We start from the raw sequence: 16021 nt of genomic DNA, 5'->3' as shown, positions 1-16021 counted from the left end.
TAGCTCGGATTAGCGGGGCCGCCGAGGTGCGGCAAAGCCGCGCGTAAGCCGACAAGCCCGCCAAGCCCGCCAAGCCTGGCAAGCCGGGCGCCACGCAGTGTGCCCAGCGTAGTTGACCCGGCCCGCGATGGTGATGCGTGCCGGCCCGCCGTTCGCCTGTCTAGTAGGGTAGCTCGGATTAGCGGGGCCGCCGAGGTGCGGCAAAGCCGCGCGTAAGCCGACAAGCCCGACAAGCTCGCCAGCCCGCCAAGCCCGCTAAGCCCGCTAAGGCGGGCGCCACGCAGTGTGCCCAGCGTAGTTGATCCGGCCCGCGACGGTGGTGCGTGCCGGCCCGCCGTTCACGCTCCCGGGCTAAAAAGCCGACTCAAAACCCTGTCACCACCGTATTCATGTGCTCCACCTGCGGCGGCGCGGCAAAGAACTCGCCCACAAGGCCGCGCCATGCCTGGAAATCGTCGCTGCCGCGGAAATGCACAGTATGGTCTTCCAGTGTCGTCCAGCCCACCACCAGGCGGTAGGCATCGCCATTTTCGATCGAGCGCTCCAGGCGCATCGACTCGCAGCCGCGTGCGCGCTGGAACAGGGGCACGGCTTGCGTCACGGCCGCCTCGAAGGCAGCGTGCGTGGCGGGCTTGATCTGGATATGGGCAATTTCAAAAATCATGGCAAGTTCCGGTTCTGAAAGAAAGAACGCTGATCTTGCCACAGATTGTGCCCGCTTGCGGACGGGCGATGGCGCCCATGCCGCTCAGTTGGCGGCGGCCGGCTTGTCCAGGGTCTGCCGCAGGTACGTTTCCAGTTGCGGCACGTTCATGCTGGCCACGTCGCGGGCCAGCGCATGGCGCACGTGTTTTTCCACCTGGGTGTCCAGGCTGTGGCGCAGTTGTCCCAGGAACTTGGGCGCGGCCACCAGGCACAGCTTGCTGTAGCGCTGCTGCTGCAAGCCCTGTAGCAGCAGCTGTGCGATATGCCGGGCAAACCGTTCGTTTTCGTGCTCGACCGGCGTGACCCGGGGCTCGGTCGTGTGTGCCTGCGTACCTGCTTGCGTGCCCGAGCGCATGCCGCCGCCGAAGCGCCCGCTTTCATCGCTGTTGAGTGCGTTGTCGTTGGCGTGGCCGGCGGGGTTGACCAGGTCCTGCAGTTCGCCCAGCTGGTTCTGCTGTCCCAGCACAAAGAACCGCGCCCTGCTGCTGTCGGCCACCACTACCCAGGTTGCGTCCATGCCCGTCCTCCTTGCCTTGTCTTTGCGATGTCCATGTGATGTCCATGCCGGTTCCTGTTGCACGCGCCTGCCTTCGCTGATTTTGCTGATTTCGCTGATTTCTCTAATGGCGTAAAGACGCTGCGCCGCCATGCCCATTCTGGTTGCCCAGGCCGCTGCCCGCCGCATGGCATTGGGCCGTGCGCTGCTCGATATCGCTGCCGCCGCAGGCGTGCAGGATGGCTTGCGCGCGCGCCTGTTCCTCGGCGTGGCGCGTGGCCACGATCAGGCGCGACATGCCGCGAAACGCCGTCTTGCCATCGTTGCGCTGGTACGCATGGTTGTCGCCCCCGAACACGGCATGGACGGCCCGCCCGAGCCAGCTGGTGATGGTGTCGTAGTTGCCGACCGTGAAATTGCCCTGCACCGGCCCCGCCTCGTCGTCAGCCGTATGCAGCTGCACGGCATGCGCCGCAAAACCGTCGGCCAGCAAGGCCGTACGGGCACGTTCGGCATCGGCGAAATGGTCGAAGATGCGTATCAGGGTGACGCTATGGCTGCTGTTCATGGCCCGGCTTTCAAAGGTGGTCGTTTGAATTTGACCGGCGAGCCTTGAAATAATTCTGCCTCAGCCTCTAAATTCCTGCATTAAGGCGCAAAAGTTTGATAAATATCCAGTATGGCTGCCAAGTCGCGCTAAGATACGCCTTGCGGTGCGTCCGGCAGGCCAGGATGCGGGATCAAACTTTCATAGGAGAACCAAATGGCAGCGAAGAAAATTCTGTTTTTGACCGGCGATTTTGCAGAAGATTATGAAACGATGGTGCCATTCCAGGCCCTGCTGATGCTGGGTCATACCGTGCATGCCGTCTGCCCCGGCAAGAAAAGCGGCGAGACGATCAAGACGGCCATCCACGATTTCGAGGGCGACCAGACCTACACGGAAAAACCGGGCCATCTGTTCACCCTGAACGCCAGCTTCGACGAGATCGACCCTGCCGGCTATGACGCCGTGATGATCGCCGGCGGCCGCGCCCCCGAATACCTGCGCCTGAACGAGAAAGTCATCGCCGCCGTGCGCCATTTCGCCGAGGCGGGCAAGCCTGTCGCCGCCGTCTGCCACGGCGCGCAATTGCTGGCCGCCGCCGATGTCATCCGTGGCAAGCGCATTTCCGCCTATCCCGCCTGCGCGCCGGAAGTCAAACTGGCAGGCGGCACGTATGCCGACATCGCCGTCACGGACGCCGTCACGGATGGCCAGTTCGTCACGGCGCCCGCCTGGCCCGCGCATCCGGCCTGGCTGGCGCAGTTCGTCAAGCTGCTGGGTACCGAGATTCATTTATAACGTTTTTGCCCGGCGAGCCGCAGTCGCGCCGGCCGGGCGTTTCACTTTTCAGATTCGAGCTTTTCATGCATGCGCCGCGCAGTCAACCTTCCCGCAAACAACTTCCCGCTTCGCGCTGGCGCCAGCGCCGCCTGGCGCAATCGTCGGGCCTGAGCGCCGCGCAGGAGCGCCAGCTGGCCACCCTGCACGACATTTCCACCTTGCTGGCAGGCCAGCATGCCATCGATGACCTGTGCCGCGGCTTCCTGCGCCACGTGATGCAGTTCGCGCAGGCCGAAGGCGGCACCGTGCGCATCCTCGATCCGCAGCAGGACACGGTGCACATGATCGTGCACGAAGGCATTTCCGATGCCATGGTGGAAGAGGAACACTGCATCCGCAACAACGATTGCCTGTGCGGCGCGGCCGTGGCGCAGGGTGTGATCCAGATCCGCGATTTCCGCCAGGCCGGTGCGCTGCAGCGCTTCCGTTGCCAGGATGAAGGTTTCATCGCCATCGCCGTCTTCCCCATCCTCGCGCGCGAGCAAGTGGTGGGCAGTTTTTCGCTGCACTTTGCGCGCCCGCAAACCGCGCAGGCGCAGCAGCAGGGCTGGCTGGAAACCCTGGGCCAGAGCCTGGGCATCGCGATTGAAAACCAGCGCCTGATTGCGCGCGAAAAGGAATTCGCCGTGGCGCGCGAACGCAGCCTGCTGGCCGAAGGCTTGCATGACAGCATCGCGCAAAGCCTCAATTTCATCAGCCTGCAAGTGCAGATGCTCGACGATTCCGTGCGCCGGGGCCAGCTCGACGAAGCGGCCGAAGTGCTGCCGCTGATGCGCATGGGCGTCGAGCAAAGCTACCAGGATGTGCGCGAATTGCTGGTCAATTTCCGCACGCGCTGGCATGGCAGCGACCTGGAAAGCAAGCTTGCGGAAGTGCTGGCCAAGTTCGAGTTGCAGACGGGCGTCGTCGGCACCCTGGACATGAGCGGCAATGGCGCGCCGCTGGCGCCCGAGCAGCAGCTGCAGATCCTCTTCATCGTGCAGGAAGCGCTGTCGAATATCCGCAAGCATGCGCAAGCGGGCACGGTAGCCCTGCGCGTGGAAAACGGACGCGATTTTTCGCTGCAGGTGCGTGACGATGGCGAAGGCTTCGCGGCCAACCTGCGCGACAAGAAAACGGAATTGCAGATCGGCTTGCGTATCATGCAGGAGCGGGCCGAGCGGCTCGGTGCGCAATTTGCCATCGACAGCACGCCCGGCGGCGGCACGACGATCTCGCTGGCCTTGCCGGCGGCCCGGCGCCAGGCCGCGTAACAGATGACTCAAACTTATCAAGCAGAAGAACTCAACATAGTGAACGCACCAATCAAAATCCTGCTGGTCGACGACCACACCTTGCTGCGCAGCGGCGTCAAGCTGCTGCTGCAGCGCAATCCTTTGTTCCAGGTGGTGGGCGAGGCATCGAACGGACTCGACGGCGTGCGCCTGACGGCCGAGCTGCAGCCTGACGTGGTGCTGATGGACTTGAACATGCCTGGCGTGTCCGGCGTGGAAGCGCTGCAGCTGATTCTGCAAGACCTGCCGCAGATGGTGGTGCTGATGCTGACCGTGTCGGAAAACGCGGCCGACCTGGGCGCGGCCCTGCGCGCGGGCGCACGCGGCTACTTGCTGAAAAATATCGAAGCCGAGCAGCTGGGCCAGGCCATCCTGCGCGCCGCCGCCGGTGAATCCGTGATTGCCGACGCCATGACGGCCAAGCTGGTGTCGCAGTTCCGCGCCGGCCAGAGCGCGCCCGAAGCGGACTACGATAAACTCACGCCGCGCGAGCGCGAAGCCATGGCCTGCCTGGCGCGCGGCCAGAGCAACAAGGAAATCGCACGCCAGCTGGACGTGGCCGAAAGCACGGTGAAAATCCACGTGCAAAACATCCTCAAGAAGCTTAAGCTCAGCAGCCGCGTGCAGATCGCCGTCTACGCCGTCGAGCGTGAGCTGGGCAAGTAAATGTCAAACAATGCGCAAATATTTCGCAGAGAATGCGCGATTATTTGACCTGCATGGCGTTCCGGCCTAGACAACCCTAGTTCCTTTGACGTATGGCCTTGACCGTGCGTGCGCATTACACTCTTAGTCATTCGCTAATCTAATAAGAGAGTGTCATGCATAAGGTCAACGTCGATGGCTTGCTATCGAGCCAGGCTCTGTTCCGCCATATTTCCCCTTCGCAATTAGAGCAATTGCGCCAGGATGTGGTGCGCGTCGAAGTGGAAAAAGGCAAAGTGCTGTTCCGCAAGGGTGAAGTGGCGGAAGGCGCCTATGTGGTGGTCTTCGGCCTCGTCAAGCTCAGCGTGTTTTCCATGGAAGGCACGGACAAGGTGCTGGAACTGATCCGTCCGGGTCAGAGTTTCGGCGAAGCCATGATTTTCCTCGATGAACCGTATCCGTTCTGCGCCGAAGCGCTCGAGCACTGTTTGCTGCTGCGCATCCCGCCGCACGCACTGCTGCGCCTGCTTGACCAGTCGCCGCGCATTGCGCGCCAGATGATGAACAGCCTGTCGCACCATCTGATGGGTTTCATCCGCAACGTGGAGCGCTGCTCCGTGCAGAATGCCACCCAGCGCGTGGTCGAGTACCTGTTGCAGGCATCGGACCAGCAGCGTTCGAACGAGGTCAAGCTGGACCTGAAGAAAAGTTTATTGGCATCGTTCCTGAACCTGGCGCCCGCCACCCTGTCGCGCGTGCTGCACCAGCTGACGGACTTGCACCTGATTAAAGTCAGCGGTTCATTGATCCAGATCCAGCCCGATGCCTTGAAGACGTATCGCCATGGCTCCGCCACGGCGCTGTTGAATTAAGCGTTGAATTAAGCGTTGAATTAAGCGTCTAACGTTCAGCTTTTTCAGCCGGCAGGGTCAGCCGCCAGAACAGCAGGGCGAGCAAGCTGACCGCCGCGCCCAGCGCGCACACCCCATGCCAGCCCGCCAGCGCATACACGCTGGTGGCGGCAATCGCACCGAGTCCGCTTCCCACCGCATAAAACAGCATGTAGCACGCCACCAGGCGGCTGTGCGCATCGCTGTCGTCCTTGAAGATCAGGCTCTGGTTCGTCACGTGGATGGCCTGGCCCGCCAGGTCCAGCGCAATAATGCCGACGATTAATGGCCACAGGGCCGTACCGGCAAATCCCAGCGGCAGCCAGGCGGCCAGCAACAGCAGCAGGGCCGCGCCCGTCGTCCACTGCGCGCGGCCCTGGTCGGCCATGGCGCCCGCGCGCGCCGCGCCCAACGCACCGATCACCCCTACCAGGCCGAAGGCGCCGATGGCCGTGTGCGTATAGCCTTGCGCCGTCAGCGGCAGCACCAGCGCGCTCCAGAAAATATTGAAGACGGCAAACATCAGCAGGGCCAGCATGCCGCGTACGCGCAAGACCTTGTTGTGCTTCAGCATGGCCAGCATGGACAGCAGCAGGGCGCCGTACGCGAGCTTTTTTTGCGGCAAAGCCGGGGGCGGCAGCATGCGCCACAGCAGCAACAGCAGGGCGCCAGCGATGCTTGCCGAAACGATATACACGGCGCGCCAGTCGGCCACGTCGGCCACCACGCCGGACAGGGTGCGCGCCAGCAGCAAGCCGATCACCACGCCACCCTGCGCCATGCCGACGACACGCCCCCGCTCATGGCTGGCCGCGGCGCTGGCCGCATAGGCGATCAAGCCCTGCGTCATGGCCGTGCCCAGCAAGCCCACCAGCAGCATGCCGGCCAGCAAGGCAGACGTGGAGCGGGCACCGGCCAGCGCCGCCAGGGCGAGCGCCAGCATGCCCAGCTGGAACAGGGTCAGGCGGCGCCGGTTCAGCATGTCGCCCAGGGGCACCAGCAGCAGCAGGGCCAGTGCGCAGCCGATCTGCGTGGCCGTGATGACCATGCCGCTGGCCGCCTCCGTCATGCCGAACTCGTGTGCGAGAGTGGCGAGCAAAGGCTGGGCGTAATACACATTGGCCACGCTGAGGCCGGCCGCCGTGGCAAACAGCCAGACGAGGGTGGGGGGAAGGGCTGTCGTGATGGCGGGATTTGTATCGCGCATGGATGTGGGTTAAGTGGTTTCAAATTAAAACTAGTTGGAGTCTACGGCGAAGAGTTTTAAAATGCAACCACTTAATCCTGGAGCACGACGATGGCCAAGCGCAAGAGCCTGAAAACCGACCCCTGTCCCGTGGCGCGCGCGCTCGACGTGATCGGCGAGCGCTGGTCGCTGCTGATCGTGCGCGATGCCTTCGACGGCATGCGCCGCTTTGGCGAATTCCAGAAAAGCCTGGGCGTGGCGAAGAACATCCTGGCCGACCGCCTGCATACCCTGGTGGAAGAGGGCATCTTTTCGGTTGCCCCCGCCTCCGATGGCACGGCCTACCAGGAATACGTGCTGACGCCGAAGGGACTGGCGCTGTTCCCCGTCGTGGTCGGCTTGCGCCAGTGGAGCGAGGCGCAGCTGTTCGACGCGGGCGAGGCGCATTCGACCTTGCTGCAACGCGGCTCGAACCTGCCCGTGCGCCGCATGGAGGTGCTGGCGCCCGATGGCCGCGTGCTGCAGGCGGACGACACGGTCGTGCACAAGGTGTTGCCGCAATGAGGCGCGTGGCCGTGCTGGGTGGGGGGATTACGGGCGTGACGACGGCGTATGCGCTGGCCAAGCGGGGCGTGGACGTGACCCTGATCGAGCGCCACCGCTACGCGGCCATGGAAACCTCGTTCGCGAATGGCGGGCAACTGTCGGCTTGCCATGCGGAAGTGTGGAACCACAAGGCAACCATACTGAACGCCCTGAAATGGATGGCGCGGCACGATGCGCCCCTGCTGCTGCATCCATGGCCCAGCTGGCACAAGCTGAGCTGGTTTGCGCAATTTCTCGCCGCCATGCCGCATTACGAACGCAACACCGTCGCCACGGCGCGCATGGCGCTCGCCGCGCGCGAGCATCTGTTTGCCTGGGCGGCAGAAGAGAACATCGCTTTCGACCACCGCCGCGCCGGCATCCTGCATGTGTACCGCGACAAGGCCGGCTTCGAGCGGGCGGCTGGCGTCTCGCGCCTGCTGGCGCAGGGCGGCTTGCAGCGGCGCGCCGTGAACCTGGAGGAAATGCGCGCCATCGAACCGGCCCTGCAAGGGAATTTTTACGGCGGCTACTACACGGACAGCGATTCCACGGGCGACATTCACAAGTTCACCAGCGGCCTGGCCGATGCCTGCGCGCGCCTGGGCGTGGCCTGCCGCTATGGCGCCCAGGTCACGGCACTGGCGCGCGAGCACGGCAAGGTGCGTGTCGCCACGGGCGAGGGCAGCGACCTGTTCGACGCTGTCGTCGTCTGCGCGGGCACGGCCAGCCGCGCCATGGCGGCAAGCCTGGGCGACCATGTCAATGTGTATCCGGTGAAAGGCTATTCGATTACCGTGCAGCTCGATGACGCAGGCAGCCGCGCGGCGGCGCCGGCCGTGAGCCTGCTCGACGATGCGACCAAGCTGGTCAGCAGCCGCCTGGGCGAGGACCGGTTAAGAGTGGCGGGCACGGCCGAATTCAACGGCATCAACCACGACATCCGCGCCGACCGCATCCGCCCGCTGCTGCAGTGGGTGGAACAGTGTTTTCCCGGCGTGCAGACGCGCAAGGTGGTTCCCTGGGCCGGCTTGCGCCCCATGCTGCCAGACATGCTGCCGAAGGTGGGACGCGGCAAGGCGCCGGGCGTGTACTACAACACGGGCCACGGCCACCTGGGCTGGACCCTGGCGGCCGCCACGGCGCAGATGGTGGCTGAGGCGGTGGACAAGGCGGGTGGCTAGTTCTTCGGCAATAAATCGCTGAGCGCGGCGCGCCCCTTGACGGTGAGGAAAGGGCCGACCTTGTTGTAGGGCAGTAAAAAGTCGTTTTCGCAGCCGCTGCCGTTCGGGTCTTCCCAGAAAGACACGCCTTCCGGCTTCAAGGACAGGTGGAAGCGGCCACGGCCGTCGTAATCCGTGCCCTTGCATTCGGCGTCGATGGTCACATTTTTAAAAAGGGCCTGGCGCAGGCGGTCCGGCAATTCGGCCTTGTCGTCGCCATCGCTGGCGCTGGCGCCGAACCAGTTCCACACATCCGTTTCCTGGCCCGTCTTCACGTCCCAGGTGCGGAACTTGATGGAAATGCCGCTGGCGCCATAGCCGGCCGCCCAGCGGTAGAACTTCATCGTCACCCAGCGCGGCGACCAGTAGGTGGGCTCCGCATACACTTCGTCCTCCGTCGCGAAACCGTTGCGGCCCAGGTATTCGCGCCGCGTGGCATAGTAGTCTTCCAGGTCTTTTTTATTCTTCGCCAGCACGCCGCGCAGCTGCGCATTGATTTTCGCGATGCCGTCGCCCTGCGCCAGCAATTCCACGGTGATGGTGTCGCCCACTTGCAGGTTGCGGTATTGCTTGCCTTCAAAGGCAACGGGTTTGCTTACCTTGGTGGCGGGAAAATCTTCCAGTGCCAGGTTGTAGGCATCGCTGGCGCAGGACGGGTGTTCGCGGTCGCCCGCCGCTTCCAACAGGGTCAGGGCCAGCGGCAGGGTCTTGCCGCTTTTCGGCTCCGTCCACGTACCGGCCAGCTTGCCGCCCTGCGGCGCGCCCAGGCTCCATGTGCCCGTCGTATTGCCCTTGGCGTCGAGTTCCTGCCACAGGGTCTTGCCGTTCGGCTTGGCCAGCATGATGGGCGTCTTGTAGCGCGTGTAGTAATAGCTGCCGCTGCGGTCCGACCCTTGCGTGGGACTGGGCTGGTTGAAGCATGCCACGATATTGGCCTTGCCCACGGTGCCCTGCCAGACGCCTTGTACGGGCATGTCGCCGGCCAGGGCGGTATGCAAGGCGGGCAGGGTCAGGCAAGCAAGTAGAAAGCGGCGCATCGGGTTTTCCTGTGGTGGGCGATGGCCGATTCTACATGGCCACGCCCGGGAAATGCCACACGCCAATTATTTCGCTGGCTTTTCCAGCGCCACGATGGCCATCGCCGCGCCCAGGTACCGCAGCATGGCGGCATCGACGAAACTGCCTTCCATCAAACGCGGTTCCTGCTGGTGCGCCTGGCGAAATTTCAGCTGCGTGGCCGGATTCGTGCCCGCGTAGGAGCGGAACAGTTCCAGCCACTGCCGCGCCAGCGCCAGCACGGCTGCATCGGCGGGCGCCGTGCGCGCATCCATGGCGGCGCGCACGGCGGCGATCAGGGCCGGCCATTCGCCCGCACGCTTGCCATAGTTGGCCACCAGGTGCGCGTATTCGTGCTCATCGAGGAAGGGGTGGTACAGCGCCATGCGCGAGGCATTGAAGGCGGCGAGGATGAACTCCATCACGTGAGCATCGATGCTGGTCGTCGCCTGCATGGATGGCTCCTGCGCATGCATGGCGTTCAGGCGCGCGAACAGTCCCGGGTGGGCGCCCGTGTCGCGCACCAGCTTGACCATCCATTCCGTGCCCAGCGCCTGCGCCCGCGCGTCGCCGGGAGCGGCGCCCGTCGCCTGCAGCGCGCGCACCCTGGCGACGAGCGCCTGCCATTCCTGTTCCACGGCCGCATCGGACAGCAGCGGCAATTGCTTCAGTTCTTCGGGGGTAAAGTATTTGTCGTACATGCTCATCAACTCCATGGTGGTGAGCCACTCGGCCAGCGCCGGTTGCTGTCCCTGTGCCAGTTGCGCCTGCAAGGTGCGCAGGCGATCGCGCAAGGTGGATGCCTGCGCGATCTGCTGCTCCAGCATGGCGATCTGCCGCGCCACGATGGATGCCAGGGGCAGCTCGGGGCCGGCGAGGGCGGTGGCGATATCGGCCAGCGACAGCCCGAACCTGCGCAGCGCCATGATCCGGTGCAGCCGGTCCATGTCGCCGTGCTGGTACAGGCGGTAGCCAGCCTGCGTGCGCGCCGAAGGCGAGAGCAGGCCGATGCTGTCGTAGTGGTGCAGGGTGCGGATGGTCAGGCCCGTGAGCCTGGCCAAATCACCGATTTTCAACAGCATCGCATGCTCCTTTTCTGGTACGTGCAAGCAGGATCACGCCTGACGCAACGTCAGGGTCAACAAGTATTTTCATTGTATCGTCAGCCGCTGCCGCAGTTCCTGCAGCAGGGTGCCCGTTTTCGGCGTCAGCTGGCGCGCCAGCGGCCACGCCAGATACAAAGGCAAGCCTGGCGTGGCCAGCTGCGGCAGCACGGCCACGATGGCGCCCGTGGCCAGGTGCTCTTCCACCAGCCAGGTGGCCAGCTGCGCCACGCCCAGTCCCGCCAGCACGGCGGCCGTGCGCGCCTCGGCGTCGCCCACCGTCATGCGCGGCGACGCCAGCCGGTATTCCTGCTGGCCGCCCTTGTCCACGTCCGGGAACAGCCAGGGCATGGGCGAGCCGTCGCCACGGCCGTAGGCGATGCAGTCGTGCTGCTCCAGTTCCCCCAGCGATGTGGGCGTGCCGCGCCGCGCCAGATAGGCGGGCGCCGCGCACAGGATCAGGCGTTCCTGTCCCAGCTGCATCTGCCCCAGCGCGGCGGGCCAGTGCGATGGAGCGCCGATGCGCACGGCGATATCGATGCGCTCCTCGAACAGGTCGACAAAGCGGTCGCTGAAGGCGATCGACGGCTGCAGCTTGGGATACTGCGCGCACAATTCCAGCAGCGCCGGCATCACGCACAGGCGGCCATACGAGGCGGGCACGCCGATGCGCACCTTGCCGGCCAGTTCCGCCGCGTGCTCGCCCAGCACGTCTTCCGCATCCGCCAGCTCCTGCAGCACGCGCTTGCAGGTGGCGTAATAGGCGCGGCCCGCCTCGCTCAGCTTCAGGCGGCGCGTGCTGCGCTCGAACAGCAGCACGCCCAGCCGCTCTTCCAGCCGCGCCACGCTCTTGCTGACGGCCGAGCTGCTCAGGTGCAGGCGCTCGGCCGCGCGGGTAAAACTGCCCGCGTCCGCCGTGGCGAGAAATGGCGTGATGCCCTTTAAATGTTCCGATGAAAACATGATTCGGGAATTTTATTCATGAATAAGGTGAAATAGTATCGCGGATAAGAATTTTGGTCGCGGATATGATGGGGTTTTCTTTGGAGGTACGCTCTCATGCAACGACACGCCCTCATCATCGGCGCCAGCGGCGTCATCGGCAGCAATCTGGCCAGCCATTTGCTGGCGCAAGGCTGGACCGTCACGGGCGTCTCGCGCGGGCGCACGCCCGTGCCTGCCGGCTGCGCCTCCCTGCAGCTCGATGCGACGGATGGCGCGGCCGTCAGCGCCGCCCTGGCGGGCCTCGATGCCAGCCACGTCTTCTTCACGGCCTGGGCGCGCCAGGCAAATGAACAGGAAAACATCCGCGTCAATGGCGCCATGGTGGCCAACGTGCTGGCCGCGCTGGGCCCGGCCGGCCACCTGCGCCACGCGGCGCTGGTGACTGGCCTCAAGCATTACCTGGGGCCGTTCGATGCCTACGGCAAGGGTAGCGTGCCCGTCACGCCATTCCGTGAAGAGCAGGGCCGCCAGGACGTGGAGAATTTTTATTATGAACAGGAAGACCGGCTGTTCGCGGCGGCCGCGCAATATGGTTTTACGTGGAGCGTGCACCGCCCGCACACCATCATCGGCTACGCGCTGGGCAACGCCATGAACATGGGCTTGACCCTGGCCGTGTACGCGAGCCTGTGCAAGGCCAGCGGCCAGCCTTTCGTTTTCCCCGGTTCCTCCGCGCAGTGGCATGGCATCTCCGACGTGACGGACGCAGGCCAGATCGCCCGCCACCTGGCATGGGCGGCGGACAGCCCCGCCGCGCGCAACGAGGACTTCAATATCGTCAACGGCGATGTCTTCCGCTGGAAGTGGCTTTGGCCGCGCCTGGCCGCGTATTTCGGCGTCGAAGCGGCAGACTTGCCCGCGACGATGGCGCCCCTGGCTGGCCGCATGCAGGACGCGCCGGCGCAGTGGCGCGCCATCGCGCAGCAGCACCAGCTGGTGGAAGCGGACATCAGCCGCCTCGCCTCATGGTGGCACACGGATGCCGACCTGGGACGGCCGATGGAAGTCATGACAGACATGGGCAAGAGCCGCAAGGCGGGTTTTCTCGATTACCAGGAGACGCCGGAAGCGTTCTTCAACCTGTTCGAGAAGCTGAAGGCGCAGCGCATCATTCCACGCTGATCCGGTTGTCGGCCAACCATGTTGTCGGCTTACGCCGTTCCGGCTAAGCCGACCTACGCGGCAATCGTCGCAGTTGCGCAGGTCGGCTTGGCGCGCAAGCGCGTAAGCCGACATCCCCACTGCTATTCGGGCTTGCGCCGTTCCTGCGCCCGCTGCCACTCCAGCCCCGGCCGGTCGACGCGAAATTGCAGCAGCCGCCCTTGCACCACTTCCGTCACGTAGGCCGTGCGGCCATCGGGACCGCCGAAGGCGATGTTGCTGGGCTTGGCGCCGGGCACGCTGATCTCGCGCAGGATGCGTCCCTGCGGCGACAGTTTCACCACCGTGCCCTTGCCGTAGCGCGTTACGTACAGGTTGCCGTCGACGTCCACGCGCATGCCGTCCATGCCGAAATCATCGAACCTGATCAGCAGGCGCTTGCCGCTCAGGCTGCCGTCCGCGGCGATGTCATACATCCAGATATTGCGCTGCACGCTTTCATTCACATACAGGATCTTGCCATCGGGGCTCACCTCGATGCCGTTCGCCGTGCCCATGGTGTCGAGCGCCAGCGTGACCGTGCCATCCTGCGCGATGCGCCACACGCGGCCCGTGTTTTCCTTCCAGTTCGGGTCGCTCGCATACAGCACGTCGTCCCGCGTGATGGCGATATCGTTGGGCTGCGTCATGCGCGGTTCGCGCGCGTGGACGGTCAGCGCCCGCGTGGCCGGATCCACCAGATAGATCGTGTGCTCCATGTAGTCGGCCAGGTACATCTGGCCACGGCTGCCGAAGCGGATGCCGTTGGCGATGCTGGTGCCGGGCAAGGTCAGCCACACTTCGCCGCTGCCGTCCGGACGCACCTTGCCGATGGTTTGCTGGCGCGCAAAGTTCACGGCATAGATATTGCCATCCGCATCCACGGCCGGGCCCTCGATGCCCTTGGTGAAGGAATGCGGGGCCGTCAAGGTGGTGGTGAGAAACAGCGCTTCGTGCGCGGGCGGACTGGCGCAGGCTGACAAGGTGGCCAGCGGCATGGCCAGCAAGGCCGCGCGCAGCCACGGCAGGGCGGTTCGGGAATCGGGCATCAAGAGTTCTCTGTAAATCAGCGGTGGCGTATGTTACCCGAGGCGCGCCGGCCGGGGCGCCAGTCTATGCCGCCACCCTAGGCCGCCACGACGACGAGGTCGGGGAAATCGTCCTGCCAGCCATCCCACTCGTCTTGCAGATGCGCGTGCATGCCGGCACGTTCCTGCGCCTGATCAAACGTGTCCGCGCTGGCCAGCAGAAAATGGGCGATGGCGCGCAGGGTGGCCGGATCGGCGTGGATGGTCACGTCGGAGCAGGGCAGCGCCTGCTCGGACCGCGTATCTTGCAAGTAGCAATGCAGGGAAAGGTGTGGGTTCATGGGGATCAATTGTTGATGTACGCGCCGAGCATGGCGTGCGCGTTCAGGGCTGCGCGGGCCGCTTCCAGTTCTTCGGGCGGCACGTGCCAGAAGGTCAGGCCGGCGTGCGCTTCGCAGCGGCCATAGGCGTGCATCGCGTCGCGCAGCGCTTGGCGGCGCCCGTGCGGCAGCGCATCCAGTCTGGCTTGCGTGAAACCATTGATGGGATAGACATCGCGCAGGTGCGCATCTAGCAGACCGCGCCGCTTGATGGCGGCCCAGTTATTTGCGGGGCAAGGAATGCCAAAGGTCATCGGATGGGCGTCATCGAGCTGCCTGTAGCCGAGTGCGTAGCCAGTGCCATAGCCCTGCGTTTCAGCGTAGCAGTACACATACTCGCAATGCTCGAACAGGCCGGGTATGTCCCGCGCAGCGTCGAACAACGGCGCCAGCGCAAGCTTGCTGGCGCGTATGGCCAGTACGAACAACGAGCCCGATGAATACACGACAAGCGCGTCGCAGTTGGTGGTTTCGTCGGCTTCGTCGGGCGGCACGATGCGCGGTGAAAACAGCTCGATGCTGTCGGTCTCTGGCGCAAACAGCATCTTCTCGTAATTTCGCTGTGAGAACTTGACGACCTTGCCGCGCTTGTTGCCGTAGCGCTCGACGGGTTCGCCGATCTGCGCGAACCAGGCGAACAGCTGGACGCTGGCGGCCGCGGGATCAAAGGCGGTATTTTTCTTGAATTCGCCTACCAGGAAGTGATATTGGTCCATGTGCTCAAGATTAAATGTGCAACGCGCATGATGCCACGCGCCTGGCCATACGGCTAGCGTGCGCGTGCGCTGAGGGATAATGCGGTTTTGATGAAAGGTGGATGCATGACGGCCCAGGCCATGGATATTGTGTTTCGCGAAGATGTCGCCCTCGATAGCGCGCCCGCCTGGCCTTGTCCGAACTGCGGTGCGGCGGCGCTGGCGCTGCTGCGCGCATCGTTCCATTGCATGGAAACGGCCCACAGCCTGGCGCAAAGGCGGATGGACGGCTGGACACCCGACTGCGTGCAATACCGTTGCAGCGGCCTGCTGCGCTGCGGCGCCTGCGGCGACGTGGTGGCCATGGGTGGCGATGGCGGGGCGGAAGCCGAGGGCGATGGTGTCACGTATGCCGATTTTTTCAGCCCCCGTTATTTTCATCCCGCACTGCCTTTGACGACGGCCCAGTTCCGTCACGCCGTGCCCGCCGCCGTTCAGCAAGCGCTGCAGCGCGCCTTTGCGCCATTCTGGAGCGATCCGCGCGCCTGCCATGCCGCCATGCAAGCCGCGCTGCAAGCGATGCTGGACGGACAGGGTGCGCGGGATGCACGATTGGCCGGCGCAATGGACGAGTTCAAGCGTATGATGGAAACACAGATGTGGCTGCCGTCAGACGGCGCACCCGGCACGGGTATTGCGCGCCGCAGCGACATCCTGCGCGGCTTCGCGTGGCTCGACGGCTGGCTGAGCGAGCTGTATCCGCCGCTGCATGCGCCGGCGGAGTGACTGATTGTTTTCGTGGTTTTGGCATTCATTGGCAGTAACGACAACGAGGAGACATCATGGAAAAGCCCGAATTCATCTTGGCCGCCAAGGCCATGGAAACCCTGGAGATGTACCAGACCTTCTACGGTCACTCCGCCGAATACCAGGCGCATCAGCAGGAACTGCTGAAGCTGCTGCGCCACAAGGGCGCGTCCCTGCTGGTTTCCGAGCATGGTCCGGCGAAGTTCCTGCTGGCGTTTGCCGATGCGCTGGAGGTGGCGGGGCAGCCGGGGGAATATGTGCCGCTGAGCAGGCGCTAGAGGGTACGCTTCCCATCGCGCAGCGCGGATGGGCCCGGCCCATTTCCTTCGCTGCGATGCCCGTGCCGGAACGGCCCGCGACCTGCGCCGCCGCCAGGCCGGCACTGCGCGTATCTCAGGCATTGCCCGAGATTGCCT

General features: G+C 64.5%; 19 protein-coding genes. 9 read left to right on the top strand and 10 right to left on the bottom strand.

Translation table 11 applies throughout. The features are described from left to right. Nucleotides 1–364: 364 nt before the first annotated feature. From ACQ4WR_RS07595 to ACQ4WR_RS07585, 3 genes are all read right to left on the bottom strand, one after another. Nucleotides 365–664: an antibiotic biosynthesis monooxygenase family protein gene (locus ACQ4WR_RS07595; protein ID WP_436486384.1), complete on the bottom strand. Its 300-nt coding sequence runs from the start codon at nucleotides 662–664 to the stop codon at nucleotides 365–367. Between the two features lie 84 nt (nucleotides 665–748). Beyond that, nucleotides 749–1222, bottom strand: a complete 474-nt coding sequence (locus ACQ4WR_RS07590; RefSeq protein WP_436486382.1) for a host attachment protein — start codon at nucleotides 1220–1222, stop codon at nucleotides 749–751. A 103-nt stretch (nucleotides 1223–1325) separates the two neighbouring features. Next, on the bottom strand, nucleotides 1326–1769 hold the full coding sequence (locus ACQ4WR_RS07585; protein ID WP_436486380.1) for a hypothetical protein: 444 nt from the start codon (nucleotides 1767–1769) through the stop codon (nucleotides 1326–1328). 195 nt (nucleotides 1770–1964) lie between these two features. Here ACQ4WR_RS07585 and ACQ4WR_RS07580 point away from each other — a divergent pair, with 195 nt between their 5' ends. The 4 genes from ACQ4WR_RS07580 to ACQ4WR_RS07565 all read left to right on the top strand — a co-directional run bounded on the left by ACQ4WR_RS07580 (nucleotide 1965) and on the right by ACQ4WR_RS07565 (nucleotide 5379). Beyond that, on the top strand, nucleotides 1965–2546 hold the full coding sequence (locus tag ACQ4WR_RS07580) for a DJ-1/PfpI family protein (RefSeq protein ID WP_436486378.1): 582 nt from the start codon (nucleotides 1965–1967) through the stop codon (nucleotides 2544–2546). Nucleotides 2547–2611: 65 nt separating this feature from the next. Then, nucleotides 2612–3841 (top strand): GAF domain-containing sensor histidine kinase, encoded by a 1230-nt coding sequence (locus ACQ4WR_RS07575; RefSeq protein WP_102292878.1) that lies wholly within the window; start codon nucleotides 2612–2614, stop codon nucleotides 3839–3841. Between the two features lie 3 nt (nucleotides 3842–3844). After that, the gene (locus ACQ4WR_RS07570) at nucleotides 3845–4528 is read left to right on the top strand and encodes a response regulator (RefSeq protein ID WP_180979277.1); all 684 of its coding nucleotides are present in this window, start codon (nucleotides 3845–3847) and stop codon (nucleotides 4526–4528) included. Between the two features lie 155 nt (nucleotides 4529–4683). Continuing rightward, on the top strand, nucleotides 4684–5379 hold the full coding sequence (locus tag ACQ4WR_RS07565) for a Crp/Fnr family transcriptional regulator (protein ID WP_092798371.1): 696 nt from the start codon (nucleotides 4684–4686) through the stop codon (nucleotides 5377–5379). Nucleotides 5380–5407: 28 nt separating this feature from the next. On the opposite strand, the gene ACQ4WR_RS07560 is transcribed toward ACQ4WR_RS07565, so the two are convergent. Continuing rightward, on the bottom strand, nucleotides 5408–6604 hold the full coding sequence (locus ACQ4WR_RS07560; protein WP_436486376.1) for an MFS transporter: 1197 nt from the start codon (nucleotides 6602–6604) through the stop codon (nucleotides 5408–5410). Between the two features lie 90 nt (nucleotides 6605–6694). On the opposite strand from ACQ4WR_RS07560, the gene ACQ4WR_RS07555 reads away from it, so the two are divergent. After that, a complete protein-coding gene (locus ACQ4WR_RS07555; protein ID WP_102292880.1) occupies nucleotides 6695–7147 on the top strand; it encodes a winged helix-turn-helix transcriptional regulator in 453 nt (150 codons plus the stop codon). Then, the gene (locus tag ACQ4WR_RS07550) at nucleotides 7144–8352 is read left to right on the top strand and encodes a D-amino acid dehydrogenase (protein WP_436486374.1); all 1209 of its coding nucleotides are present in this window, start codon (nucleotides 7144–7146) and stop codon (nucleotides 8350–8352) included. The genes ACQ4WR_RS07555 and ACQ4WR_RS07550 overlap by 4 nt, the downstream gene beginning before the upstream one ends. On the opposite strand, the gene ACQ4WR_RS07545 is transcribed toward ACQ4WR_RS07550, so the two are convergent. The 3 genes from ACQ4WR_RS07545 to ACQ4WR_RS07535 all read right to left on the bottom strand — a co-directional run bounded on the left by ACQ4WR_RS07545 (nucleotide 8349) and on the right by ACQ4WR_RS07535 (nucleotide 11513). Then, nucleotides 8349–9428, bottom strand: a complete 1080-nt coding sequence (locus tag ACQ4WR_RS07545; RefSeq protein WP_436486372.1) for a hypothetical protein — start codon at nucleotides 9426–9428, stop codon at nucleotides 8349–8351. The two genes, ACQ4WR_RS07550 and ACQ4WR_RS07545, sit on opposite strands and share 4 nt — an antisense overlap. Nucleotides 9429–9494: 66 nt before the next feature. Continuing rightward, nucleotides 9495–10529, bottom strand: coding sequence for a MerR family transcriptional regulator (locus tag ACQ4WR_RS07540; protein WP_436486370.1), 1035 nt, complete (start codon nucleotides 10527–10529; stop codon nucleotides 9495–9497). A 69-nt stretch (nucleotides 10530–10598) separates the two neighbouring features. Further along, entirely contained in the window at nucleotides 10599–11513 is a 915-nt protein-coding gene (locus ACQ4WR_RS07535; protein ID WP_436486368.1) for a LysR family transcriptional regulator, read from the bottom strand. A gap of 96 nt (nucleotides 11514–11609) precedes the next feature. Between ACQ4WR_RS07535 and ACQ4WR_RS07530 the strand changes: the two genes are divergently transcribed. Continuing rightward, nucleotides 11610–12677: an SDR family oxidoreductase gene (locus ACQ4WR_RS07530; RefSeq protein ID WP_436486366.1), complete on the top strand. Its 1068-nt coding sequence runs from the start codon at nucleotides 11610–11612 to the stop codon at nucleotides 12675–12677. 122 nt (nucleotides 12678–12799) lie between these two features. Here ACQ4WR_RS07530 and ACQ4WR_RS07525 read toward each other — a convergent pair whose 3' ends face one another. The 3 genes from ACQ4WR_RS07525 to ACQ4WR_RS07515 all read right to left on the bottom strand — a co-directional run bounded on the left by ACQ4WR_RS07525 (nucleotide 12800) and on the right by ACQ4WR_RS07515 (nucleotide 14819). Beyond that, nucleotides 12800–13744, bottom strand: coding sequence for an SMP-30/gluconolactonase/LRE family protein (locus ACQ4WR_RS07525; RefSeq protein ID WP_436486364.1), 945 nt, complete (start codon nucleotides 13742–13744; stop codon nucleotides 12800–12802). Between the two features lie 77 nt (nucleotides 13745–13821). Then, entirely contained in the window at nucleotides 13822–14064 is a 243-nt protein-coding gene (locus ACQ4WR_RS07520; protein ID WP_436486362.1) for an Imm32 family immunity protein, read from the bottom strand. Between the two features lie 5 nt (nucleotides 14065–14069). Beyond that, on the bottom strand, nucleotides 14070–14819 hold the full coding sequence (locus tag ACQ4WR_RS07515) for a hypothetical protein (protein ID WP_436486360.1): 750 nt from the start codon (nucleotides 14817–14819) through the stop codon (nucleotides 14070–14072). 105 nt (nucleotides 14820–14924) lie between these two features. Between ACQ4WR_RS07515 and ACQ4WR_RS07510 the strand changes: the two genes are divergently transcribed. After that, a complete protein-coding gene (locus ACQ4WR_RS07510; protein WP_436486358.1) occupies nucleotides 14925–15584 on the top strand; it encodes a DUF8608 domain-containing protein in 660 nt (219 codons plus the stop codon). A 56-nt stretch (nucleotides 15585–15640) separates the two neighbouring features. Next, nucleotides 15641–15883: a hypothetical protein gene (locus ACQ4WR_RS07505; protein ID WP_102292889.1), complete on the top strand. Its 243-nt coding sequence runs from the start codon at nucleotides 15641–15643 to the stop codon at nucleotides 15881–15883. Nucleotides 15884–16021 lie beyond the last annotated feature (138 nt).

Source organism: Janthinobacterium amylolyticum (assembly GCF_051380655.1).
Taxonomy (GTDB): domain Bacteria; phylum Pseudomonadota; class Gammaproteobacteria; order Burkholderiales; family Burkholderiaceae_D; genus Janthinobacterium.
Note: the sequence above shows the minus strand (reverse complement) of the source record. Positions and strands in the feature narration are given on the sequence as shown.